Genomic DNA, 11263 nt, shown 5'->3' on the forward strand with positions numbered 1-11263 from the left:
TAAATTGCAGAATTAAGTTCGCCGCGTGGCGCGGGCCACGGGCGATACTGTGGGCCACGGCGGGGGTGGCAACCCTCGGGTTCCTCATCGCGCTGGAGATCGCCGCGCGTCGCTACACCGGCCAGCCGGGGCCGCTGACCAACCAGGCGCGAGAGGTGATATTCCCTCCCAAACCGGGGCCACTGTACGCCGGTCTGGCGTTGATGATGGTGGTGCTCACCTGGCGGCAACGGTTCATCGCGGCTGGTGCCGCGATCGGCATCGACATCGTCTTCGTGGTGGTGCGGTGGGCGGTCGGCGTCGAGGTGCCGGAAGACCATTTCTTCGGCAATGGCGCGCTGTGGGTGATGTTGGGCTGTGCGGTCATCGCCGTCACGCGCCGCACCGGCGCGGAACGTGTCCTGCTGCTGAAGGGCGTCGGGCTCGGCCTGCTGCTGGTGGCCGGCCGCAAGGCGGGCGACACCTGGCTGCTCATCACCTCGAAGACCCGCCCGATGGTGCTCGACCCGTACGTGGCAACCGCCGATCACGCGCTGGGCAACCCGTCGTGGGTGGCAGGCCGGATTCTCCGGGCCACCGCCCCGATCGGCACCCACGTTCTCGACCTGGTCTACGCTCAGCTCGCGGTGGCCGCGATTGTCGTCGCCCTGTACCAGCTGCGTCGCGTGGCGGTCGAGCGCCGCTTCCCGCGCCACCATCTGGTGCGCACCTTTCTGGTGATCGGCCTCGTCGGGCCGGCCATCTACATGATCTTCCCGGTGGTCGGACCGATCTTCACCTACGGCCCGGGCACCTCCGGTACCGGCGGCCTGCAGTGGGCGGTGGCCGACCTGTGGCCGCACACGCCACCGCCGCTCACCGCCCCCCACCCCGTGCTGTACGACGACATCACCCCTCGCAACTGCATGCCCAGCCTGCACACGGCGTGGGCCACCGCGATCTTCATCCATTCCCGCAAGGGCCCACGGCTGCTGCGATTCGCGGGCGCGTTCTGGCTGACCGCCACGCTCGGCGCGACGCTGGGCTTCGGCTACCACTACGGCGTGGACCTCATCGCCGGCGTGGTGTTCACCCTCACGATCGAGACAGCTCTGCGCTCGCTGGACCGCGGCTGGGACCGGTCAGGGCTCCAGCTGGTCGCCTACGGCACGACGGTCTTCGCCGCGCTCTTGGTGTCGTATCGCTATCTGCCGGTGGAGATGGCCGAGCACCCGTGGGTGTTCGGGCCCCTTCTCGTTCTGGCGATGACCTCGGTGATCTACGGCTATGTACGGACCACCAAACTGTGGGAACCGAAGGCCGCACCGGTACCTCAGCCGGAACCGCAACCCGAACTGGCTTGAGCCGTGTTCACGTCGCCCCCGGGCTCGAACAGGGCGTCACCGGCCCTGAGCACCCGGGGCGGCCGCCCCTGTCGACTCCCGGACCACCACGGAGAAGCGGCTGACGAACTCCTGCCGGTCCGCCCGGGGCTCGGCCCGGGCGATCCGTCCGGCCAGCAGCCCCACCGCTCGCTCGGCCATCGTGTCGTGATCGGGGTCGACGGTGGACAAGGAGGGGACGAGGTACGCGCTCTCGTCGACGTTGTCAAAGCCGATCACCTTGACCTGCTCCGGCACCCGGACACCGGCGTCGGCCAGGCCCCGCAGCACGCCCATGGCCACGGTGTCCGTCACGCAGAACACGCCGTCGAAGTCGAGCCCGCTCCGCGCCATCTCCCGGGCGCGCCGCGCGCCCGCGTGCATGGTGAGCGTGTCCAGGCACTGCACCAGGTCGGGGTCCACGGGCAGCCCGGCGCTCTCCAGGGCCAGCCGGTAGCCCGTGTGGCGCAGGCTGGAGAGGTCGACCTCCTTGTCCACCGCCCCGCACAGGATCGCGACGCGCCGACAGCCCCGTTCGACCAGATGGCGGGTGGCCGCCTGTGACGCGTCGATGTTGGGCATGGCGACATGGTCCACGGGGCCACCGAAGATCCGCTCACCCAGGATGACCACCGGGTGGTCCACCTTGAGCCACTCCACGTCGGCCTGTCCCATGCCCACCGTGCTGAGGATGAGCCCGTCGTACAGCCGGTTGCGCGACAGGGACAGCGCTTCCAGTTCGTTCTCCCGGAGGGCGCCGGTCTGCTCGATGCTGACCCGGAGGCCGTGCCGCTCGGCCGCCGCGATGATCGCGGCGGCCAGCCGGCCGTAGTACGGGCGGTTCACCTCTGGGACGGCGAGGCCGATGGTTCCGGTGCGGCCCTTGCGCAGATTCCGTGCGGCCACGTTGACGCGGTAGTCGAGCCGGGCCATCGCCTCGAGGACCTTCTCCCGGGTCGCCTTGCGCACGTTCGGGTGGTCGTTGATGACGTTGGAGACGGTCATCGCCGAGACTCCGGCGGCCTTCGCCACGTCCTGGATCGTTGCCACGTTTCACCCCCGGTCTGCGGTCCCAGGCCCATTCGACACCATTACACCTCAGCCCGGCCTCCCTCGGTGCCCGGTGGTGTGAGGCGGTAGAGGGCCGAGCCGTGGGCGGGGAGGTCGGCGGTCAGGTGGTGGCCGTCGTGCGGGGTGTCGGTGTGGGTCCACAGTTCCCGGATGTGGTCGTCGGGCCGGGCGCCGAGGGAGCCGAGCTCCACCGTGACCCGCTCCGGGCCGTCGGCCAGGGAGAACACGGCGGCGTAGCGGGTGCGCCCGTCCGTGTCGTCGGCGGTCCACAGGACGAGGTTCTTCTCGCGGAGGACCTCGCGGTTGTTCCGGCTGTGCCACAGGACGTCGAGCGCTTCGTCGTTGGTGAGCAGTTCGATCGTCTCGGGCGGGCTGGTGGGCAGGTCGCCGCCCATCATCAGCGGGGAGCGGGAGATCAGCCACAGGGTCAGCAGGCTGATCTGCTCGGGGCGGGTGAGGGAGCAGAGCCGGTCCTCGCCCCGCTCGGCCCGGATGCCGATGCGGCCGAGGGGCAGCATGTCGGCGTCCGCCCACCCTCGCTCGCTCTGCCACGGCGCCCAGCGGGCCATGCGGGCGAACTGGGCCTCGACGTCCTGCCACCGGTCCCACAGGTCGTCGCAGACCCGCCACATGGTGGCGGTGTCCCGCAGGTGGTCGAGGTGGGCGAGGGAGACATCGGTGCCGGGGGACAGACTCAGCTCGATGGGGCGGCCGCTGCGGGCGATGGCCCGGGCGTACGCGGTGATCTCCCGCTCGTGGTAGGGGAAGAGCATGTCGTCGGCCTTGATGAAGTCGACGCCCCACGCGGCGAACTGGGCGACCTGGGCGTCGTAGTACGCCTGGGCGCCGGGGTGGGCGTGGTTCAGGCCGTAGTTGTCGGGGTTCCAGGGGCAGACGGAGCCGGTGTCGGCGATCTCGTCGGCGGTCCAGTCGGTGCCGGGGACGGGCAGGCGGGCGGCGACGGCACGGCGCGGGATGCCGCGCATGATGTGCAGTCCGAAGCGGAGTCCGAGCCGGTGCACCCGGTCGGCCAGCGGCCCGAATCCCGCGCCGCCCGCCGCCGAGGGGAATCGGTTGGGCGCGGGCATCTGGCGGCCGTGGTCGTCGAGGACCAGCGGGGCATCCGGGTTGTAGCCGTGGGCGCGGGCCGTGGGCTCGTACCACTGGATGTCCACGACGACGGTGTCCCAGCCGTGGGGCAGCAGGTGGTCGCGCATGAAGGCCGCGTTGGCGAGCACCTCGTCCTCGGTGACCGTGGTGCCGTAGCAGTCCCAGCTGTTCCAGCCCATCGGGGGGCGCAGACCTCGCTCGGGGATCGGGCGTGCGGATCGGGTCACGGCCGCTCGCCTCCTGGTCGAGTCCGCAGAACGGTGAAGGAGTGGGGCGGGATGTCGCAGACCGGCCCGGTCAGCCGGTCCTCGGCGGGGGTGGCCGGGGCGGGCTCGAACCGGCTGGTGGCATCCGGGTCGACGGCGAGGGCGGTCCGCGCGAAACCGGCGTCGGCGTCCGCGCCGGCCAGCCGGATGCGGACGCTGACGGGCTCGGGCGTGGCGTTGGCGACCTTGATGATCACATCACCGGCGGCGCTGTCGCGGACGGCCGAGACGGCGAAGACCTCCGGGTCCGGCCGGACGTCCTCGATGTCGTGGACGAGTTCGCCGTCGCGGTAGCAGCGGATGCGCCGGCCGTCGACCTCGACCCGCAGGTCGTACCAGCGGCCGGTCTCGACCGGGACGGCCACGGGGTCGTTGAGGTCGTGCTGCACGCCGTCGTCCACGCGCTGGAGGCGCGTCCAGCGGTTCTGCCAGCCGCCGACCGACCACTGGTACCAGTTGCCGGGCGAGGTCACGGCGAAGCCGATGACGAAGCCTTCGCCGCCGCCGTTCTTCCTGGCCCGCACCGAGAAGGCGTACGACGGGCCGTCCACCGCGTCCGCGAGCAGCAGTCTGGCGCCGCTGCCGTTCGCCGTCTGCCGGACGCCGCCCGCGCCGTCCGGCTCCCAGCTGCCGGATTCGGTGTCCCAGCCGGCGAGATCCGGGGCCGGTGCGGGCTCGGCGCCCAGGGGGCCGATACGGGCGTCGGTGAACTCGGCGCGGGTGTCCGCGCTGGTCCCGATGTGGACACCGTGCCGGGCGGCGTCGGGGGCGGGCGGCGCCTGGGGCGCTCCGGCGACGGTGAGCGGCAGGGCGGTGTCCCCGGAGTTCGCCGAGTGCATCCGCTGGACGTGGTAGTTGAGGGTGGGCCAGACGTGGGTGTTGTCGAAGTAGATCAGGTCGGGCGCCCACTGGGTGTGGCCGCGCTTGGCGAGCAGCGGCGCGTAGGAGGCCAGCCGGACGACATCGCCGTTGCGCTCCATGGCGATCATGTAGGCCGCTTCGGCGATCGCGCTGCGGCCGTCGTTTCCCCAGCTCCCGTACTCGCCGATGTACAGGTGCGGGCCCTGGCGGTCCATCGTGTCGAAGCGGCGGGTGTTCTCCAGGAACCAGCGCGGTGATTTGTAGGCGTGCTCGTCGACGACCGGAACTTCCCGCTCGCGCGCGAACGCCCATCCCTTCTCCCAGTCCTCGCCGCAGGGCGAAGGGCCCACGGTGCCGACGACCGTGATCTCGGGGTGGTGCTCGCTCAGGGCCTCGTGGACGCGGGAGAAGCGGTCGCGGAAGGTGTCGGTGATGCTGTCCTCGTTGCCGACGCCCAGGTATTCGAGGCCGAACGGCTCGGGGTGCCCGGCGGCGGCGCGCAGGGCGCCCCACGGTGAGTCGGCGGGGCCGTTGGCCCACTCCACCAGGGCCAGTACCTCGGCGATGTAGTCGGGCATCTCCTCCTCGGGGATGCCGACCTGGCCGGTCTCCCGTGTGTTCTGGCAGCAGACCCCGGCCGGGACGACGGGCAGCGGCTTGGCGCCGATGTCCTCGCAGAACTGGAAGTACTCGTAGTAACCCAGGCCCATCGACTGGTGGTAGCCCCATAGGTTGGGCAGCTGCCGACGGGCCTGCAGCGGTCCGACGGTCGCGGGCCAGCGGTACATGTTGGCCAGTCCCAGCCCGTGCGCGACACAGCCGCCGGGGAACCGCACGAACTTCGGCTTCAGGTCCGCGATCGCCTGGGCCAGGTCGGCGCGCAGGCCGCCGGGCCGGCCGCGGAAGGTGGCCTGCGGAAAGAGCGAGACCAGGTCCAGATGGACGGTCCCGGTCCCGGAGGCCACCACGGCGAGCCTGGCGTCCTGGTCGGTGTCTTCGCAGGTGATCACCGCTGTGTGCTGCTGCCAGGACCCGTGGAGCGGACCCAGCCGCGCCTGGCCCAGGACCCGGCTGCCGTCCCGGCTCTCGATCCGCGCCACCAGACGGTCCGCGGCGCCGTCCGCCAGGCGGGCGAAGAGGCTGAGGTCATAGCGTTCGCCCGCCCGGACGGCGATGCCGTCGAAACCCTCGTTGCGCAGCCCGGCCCCGAGGCCCGCCGCACCGGCGGCGGTGGTGCGCAGCACCGCGTGGTGCGGGGCGGCCGGGTGCAGGGGTGCGTCGGTGGACACCGTGACCGACCCGGCGGCGCCGTCCTGCTCCAGCAGTTCCCAGGCGGTCAGGGCGTGCCATTCCGGCCGGTCGGCGGGGCTGTAGGCGAAGGACCGGTTCTGCACCAGTTCGGCGTAGAGGCCGCCGTCCGCCGCGTAGTTGATGTCCTCGAAGAACACTCCGAACAGATCGGGCGAGATGGTGGTACCCGGTGCGTCCGTGTCCACCTCGACGACCGTCTCGACGGGTCCGGTGGGTTCAGTCATCGTCATCTGCTCCTTGGGCCCGGGATGGGGCGGTGGCGCGCCGGTCAGGCCAGTGGGGCCTGGACGGTGAGGAACGAGTGGGGTGGCAGCGTCAGGGTCAGGCCCCGGTCGGTGGGGGTCACCGCGTCGAACGGGCGCGGAGCGACGGCGGTGGGGGCGCCCGGGGTGTTGTGGGACTGGAGCTTGTCGGCCGCGAGGAGGCGGGCGACCGGCTCGCCGACGGAACCGCCGCGCAGGTCGAGCGTCACCTCGGCGGGCTCCTCGGCGTCCAGGTTGGACAGTGAGATCAGGACCGTCCCGTCCTTGACGCTGGCCGAGGCGGACACGGTGTCCAGTTCGGCGTCCGCCACGCGGCGGCGGGCGTTCTCGGTGCGCAGGTGGACGGGGAGCGAGGTGGCGTCCTGGTGGCCCTTGTTCATCTCGAACACGTGGTAGGTCGGGGTCAGGACCAGCGCGTCGCCGTCGGTGAGCACCATCGCCTGGAGCACGTTCACGGTCTGGGCGATGTTGGCCATGGACAGGCGCGCGGCGTGCTTGTGGAAGATGTCGAAGTGGGTGCTCGCCACGAGCGCGTCGCGCAGGGTGTTCTGCTGGTACAGGAAGCCGGGGTTGGTGCCCGGCTCGACGTCCCACCAGGTGCCCCACTCGTCCAGGACCAGGCCGACCGTCCGGCCGGGGTCGTAGATGTCCATGACCGTGGAGTGGCCGGTGAGGATGCGGTCGATCTTCCGGGCGGAGAGCATCGTCCGGTAGTGGTCGTCCGTGTCGAAGACGGTGGCGCTGCCCTTCGCCTCCCAGGGACCGGCCATCGTGTAGTAGTGGACGGAGATCCCCTGGAAGAAGTTGCGCGGGGTGGCCTCGCAGCCGAAGCAGCTGATCTGCCGCATCAGCGTCTCGGTCCACTTGTAGTCGTCCGCGTTCGCGCCCGAGGCGATGCGGTAGAGCTTGTTGTCCCCGTGGTCCCGGCAGTACGTGGAGTACTGCCGGGCCAGGTCGGCGAAGTACTCGGCGCGCATGTTCCCACCGCAGCCCCAGGTCTCGTTGCCGATGCCCCAGAACTTCACCCGCCACGGCTCATCGCGTCCGTTGGCCTTGCGCTGCCGCACCATGGGACTGTCGCCGTCCCGGGTCAGGTACTCGACCCACTCGCTCATCTCCTGGACGGTGCCGCTGCCCACGTTGCCGCTGATGTACGGCTCGGCGCCGAGCAGTTCGCACAGCGCCATGAACTCATGCGTTCCGAAGTGGTTGTTCTCCTCCACGTTGCCCCAGTGGGTGTTGACCATCCTGGGACGCTGCTCCCTGGGGCCGATGCCGTCCTTCCAGTGGTACTCGTCGGCGAAACAGCCGCCGGGCCAGCGCAGATTGGGGATGTTCAGGTCGCGCAGGGCCTGCACGACGTCCAGGCGGATACCGCCCTCGTTGGGGATCGGCGAGTCCTCCCCGACCCAGAAGCCGTCGTAGATGCAGCGGCCCAGGTGTTCGGCGAAGTGGCCGTACAGGTGTCGGCTGATCTTCGGGCCTTCGATGTCGAGGTTGATGACCGCGGTGGCGTTCGGCACGGGGATACTCCAGCGTGAGTGTTTGTATCGATAAAAATTTGCACTGCGTTGTGGGGGGTGTCAAGACGGGCGGTGGCGACAGCGGTGACCTGCCGCCGCCGCCCGCGCCGCCCGCCGCTACCAGGCGGCCAGGGAGCCGTCGGCGTTGCGCCAGACGGGGTTGCGCCAGCTGTGTCCGCGCTCGGCCGCGGTCCGCACGGCGTCTTCGTCGATGGTGATACCGAGGCCGGGCGCGGTCAGCCGGGGGATGTGACCGGCCTCGGCGGTGAAGGGCGAGGGGTCGAGGAGGTAGTCGAGCAGCCCGCTGCTGTCGCCGTATCCGATGCCGAGTGCCTGTTCCTGGATGAGGAAGTTGGGGACGGCGAGGTCGAGTTGCAGGCTCGCGGCCAGCGCGATGGGGCCGAGCGGGCAGTGCGGCGCGACCAGGACGTCGTGGGCTTCCGCCATGGCCGCGATCCGCCGGGTCTCGGAGATGCCCCCGGCGTGGCTGATGTCGGGTTGGGCCACGGCGATGCCGTCGGACAGCACGGAGCGGAAGTCCCAGCGGGAGTAGAGCCGTTCGCCGGTGGCGATGGGGATCGAGGTGGAGCGCACCACGGCGCCGAGGTCCTGGGTGAACTCCGGCAGGACCGGTTCCTCCACGAACATCGGCAGCAGTGGTTCGAGGAGCGGCAGCACACGGCGGGACATGGCCCCGCTGAAGCGGCCGTGGAAGTCCAGCGCCACGTCGCACTCGGGTCCGACGGCCTCGCGTACCGCGGCGACCCGGGCCACCATGGCGTTGATGGTGGCCGGCGTGTCCAGCGGCTCGAGCTGACCGCAGGGGTTCATCTTGACCGCGGTCAGGCCCTTCGCGACCTGCTCGGCCGCCGACTCGGCCAGCTCCTGCAAGGTTTCCCCGCCCACCCAGCCGTAGATGCGCACCCTGTCGCGCACATGGCCGCCGAGCAGCTGATGGACGGGAACGCCCAGCGCCTTGCCCGCGATGTCCCACAGCGCCTGGTCGATGCCGGCCAGGGCGCTGTTGAGGACAGGGCCGCCGCGGTAGAAGCCACTCTTGGCGAGGACCTGCCAGTGTTCCTCGATACGGGTGGGGTCCTGCCCGATCAGGTAGTCGAACATCTCCTCGACGCACTGGGCCACGGTGCGCGCCTTGCCTTCGACGATGGGCTCGCCCCAGCCGGCTATGCCCTCGTCGGTGTCGATGCGCAGGAAGAGCCAGCGCGGTTCGACGAGGAAGAGTTCGTATCCGGTGATCTTCACGTGCGGGTCTCCAGGTGCTGGTGGCGCACGGCCCGAAGGCCGGCGGCTGCTGTGCGGGGAGCGAGCGGAAGAGGGGCTGTGCTCGGCGGGGTGCGGGGTGCTCGGGTGGGCTACTCCTGGGCGCTGATGGTGCGGCCACCGTCCACGAGCAGGCTCTGACCGGTGACGAAGGAGGAGTCGTCGGAGGCGAAGTAGGCCACCGCCGCGGCGATGTCCTCCGGCGTTCCGAGCCGTCCGGCCGGCGCCCGCGCGCCCGCCTCGGCAAGTTGCTCGGGTGGTGTGTCCGCCCACAGGGCCGTGAACACGGAACCGGGGAGGACGGCGTTGAACCTCACCTGTCCGCCGTATTCGACGGCCAGCTGACGCACCAGGCCACCGATGCCGGCCTTGGCCGCGGCGTACGCGGGGTAGCCCTTGAAGCCCAGGGCCGCGTGGATGGACGAGGTGACCACCACCGCGCCACGCGCCGCTTGGAGCTGTGGCACCGCGGCCCGCACGCCATAGAACACCGAATCCAGGCACAGCCGCAACTGGTGGTGCCAGGATTCGTCGTCCAACTCGTGTGCCGCACCGTGAAAATTGCGGCCGGCGTTGAGATGGAGGACGTCGAGACGCCCGGTCCAGGACCGGGCGTGTTCGATGGCCTGGTCCCATTCGTCGGGCGAGGTGACATCGAGCCGGCGGTGCTGGGCCTGCCCTCCCTTGGCCCGGATTTCCTCGGCCACGCGGCGCGCGCCCTCGCCGTCGACGTCGGTGACCAGGGCCAACGCGCCTTCGGCGGCCAGCCGATGGGCGGTGGCCGCGCCGATTCCGGAGGCCGCCGCGGTGAGCAGCGCCGTACGGCCGAAGAAGCGGGACAGTCCTGCGGAGGTCATGGCGTTGCTCCTGGTGCCGCCGTGGAACCGCGCGACACCAGCCGCGGCTCGGTGGGTACGACGATGTCTCCCATCGGTGTCCCCCGGATGGCCGCGACCAGGGCGTCCACGGCCGTGGTCCCCAGGTCGTACAGGGGCATCGCCACGGTGGTCAGCGGTGGGCAGAGGTGGCCGGCGACGGGGAGGTCGTCGTTGCCGACCACGGACACGTCCTCGGGGATGCGCAGCCCCAGGGACCGGATCGCCCCCATGGCGCCGATGGCCTGGGCGAGCGAGCTGGTGTAGAGGGCCGTGACGGGCGGAGGGCCGCCCTGGGCGTCGCCCAGCAGCCGCAGGGTCGCGGACACACCGCCGTCTTCGGTGAAGTCGCCGCAGGCGACGGGTGCGGCACGGAGCCCCAGTTGTTGGGCGCGGAGCAGGAACGCCTCTTTGCGGGCGTCGCTCGGGGTGATCCCGGGCGGTCCCGCGATGTGGCCGATCGCCCGGTGGCCCAGGCTGTGGAGGTGGTCGAGGGCGGTGACGCTGGATCGGGCCACGTCCATGGTGACGTTGCGGCCCGATCCCTCCACCGACCGGTTGAGGAACACATGGGGGATGGAGCTGCGGCTCACGGTGTCCACCAGGGTGTGGCCGGGGCGCGCCGAGGCGATGAGCAGTCCGTCGACCCGGCCCTCCTGCACCAGTTCACTGAAGGACTCGTCCGCCTCCTGCCCGTCGAAGTCCTCGGCGAGCAGGGAGAGGTAGCCCAGTTCACGGGCGCGTTGGTAGGCGCCGCGCGCGATGGTGACGTAGGTGGGGTTGGCCAGGGCGGGTACCAGCAGGGCGAGGGCGTGGGTGCTGGCGCCGGCCAGTGCCCGGGCTCCGGAGTGGGGACGGTAGCCGAGTGTCCGGGCGGCCTCGTGGACACGCTGCCGGGTTTCCTCCCGAACGGACAGGTCGCGGCCGTTGAGCACCTTGGACACGGTGGCTTTGGAGACCCCGGCCGCCTGGGCGACGTCCACGAGTTTCGCCCGGACCGGCTGCGCGGGGACGGGTGGCTCCGGCATTTCCAGCTCTCCCTCTCGTTGGCTCAACACCCCTGGATGTGCGACCAATCGAACGATGTTCAACCCCTTGACACGTTACGAAGGCGCAACCTAACGTTCGCCGCAGCTCAAGTCAACCGGTTTCCTAGGGCGAAATACATAATCTGTATACAAGCCCAGGAGCCGGAGGTTTCACCCCGTAACCACCTCGTCGACGACCGCTCCGCCCCGCGAACGGAGCTGTGTCGCAACCTTCCCGGCCGGTGGCATCTCGCGGCGGCACCCTGCGCCACGTGCCCCCTGCCCCTGCCGGAGCGGTTTCTTCCTCCTCGGC

The 11263-nt window shown here is 70.7% G+C and carries 8 protein-coding genes; 1 reads left to right on the top strand and 7 read right to left on the bottom strand.

Translation table 11 applies throughout. From position 1 onward, the window contains the following. Positions 1–44 precede the first annotated feature (44 nt). Entirely contained in the window at positions 45–1343 is a 1299-nt protein-coding gene (locus ACFZDL_RS04505; protein WP_391190495.1) for a DUF5933 domain-containing protein, read from the top strand. Between the two features lie 36 nt (positions 1344–1379). On the opposite strand, the gene ACFZDL_RS04510 is transcribed toward ACFZDL_RS04505, so the two are convergent. The 7 genes from ACFZDL_RS04510 to ACFZDL_RS04540 all read right to left on the bottom strand — a co-directional run bounded on the left by ACFZDL_RS04510 (position 1380) and on the right by ACFZDL_RS04540 (position 10950). Continuing rightward, positions 1380–2411 (bottom strand): LacI family DNA-binding transcriptional regulator, encoded by a 1032-nt coding sequence (locus tag ACFZDL_RS04510; RefSeq protein WP_353591338.1) that lies wholly within the window; start codon positions 2409–2411, stop codon positions 1380–1382. 41 nt (positions 2412–2452) lie between these two features. Continuing rightward, positions 2453–3769, bottom strand: coding sequence for a glycoside hydrolase family 27 protein (locus ACFZDL_RS04515; protein WP_353591339.1), 1317 nt, complete (start codon positions 3767–3769; stop codon positions 2453–2455). Further along, positions 3766–6204, bottom strand: coding sequence for an alpha-L-arabinofuranosidase C-terminal domain-containing protein (locus ACFZDL_RS04520; RefSeq protein ID WP_353591340.1), 2439 nt, complete (start codon positions 6202–6204; stop codon positions 3766–3768). Before ACFZDL_RS04520 ends, ACFZDL_RS04515 begins: the two co-directional genes overlap by 4 nt. Positions 6205–6248: 44 nt before the next feature. Further along, the gene (locus tag ACFZDL_RS04525) at positions 6249–7766 is read right to left on the bottom strand and encodes an alpha-N-arabinofuranosidase (RefSeq protein WP_353591341.1); all 1518 of its coding nucleotides are present in this window, start codon (positions 7764–7766) and stop codon (positions 6249–6251) included. A 117-nt stretch (positions 7767–7883) separates the two neighbouring features. After that, positions 7884–9029, bottom strand: coding sequence for a galactonate dehydratase (dgoD, locus tag ACFZDL_RS04530; RefSeq protein ID WP_353591342.1), 1146 nt, complete (start codon positions 9027–9029; stop codon positions 7884–7886). 110 nt (positions 9030–9139) lie between these two features. Continuing rightward, a complete protein-coding gene (locus tag ACFZDL_RS04535; protein WP_353591343.1) occupies positions 9140–9904 on the bottom strand; it encodes an SDR family NAD(P)-dependent oxidoreductase in 765 nt (254 codons plus the stop codon). Beyond that, positions 9901–10950 (bottom strand): LacI family DNA-binding transcriptional regulator, encoded by a 1050-nt coding sequence (locus ACFZDL_RS04540; RefSeq protein WP_353591344.1) that lies wholly within the window; start codon positions 10948–10950, stop codon positions 9901–9903. Before ACFZDL_RS04540 ends, ACFZDL_RS04535 begins: the two co-directional genes overlap by 4 nt. Between the last annotated feature and the right edge of the window lie 313 nt (positions 10951–11263).

The sequence above is a fragment of the Streptomyces sp. NPDC007917 genome, assembly GCF_042959105.1.
Lineage (GTDB): Bacteria > Actinomycetota > Actinomycetes > Streptomycetales > Streptomycetaceae > Streptomyces.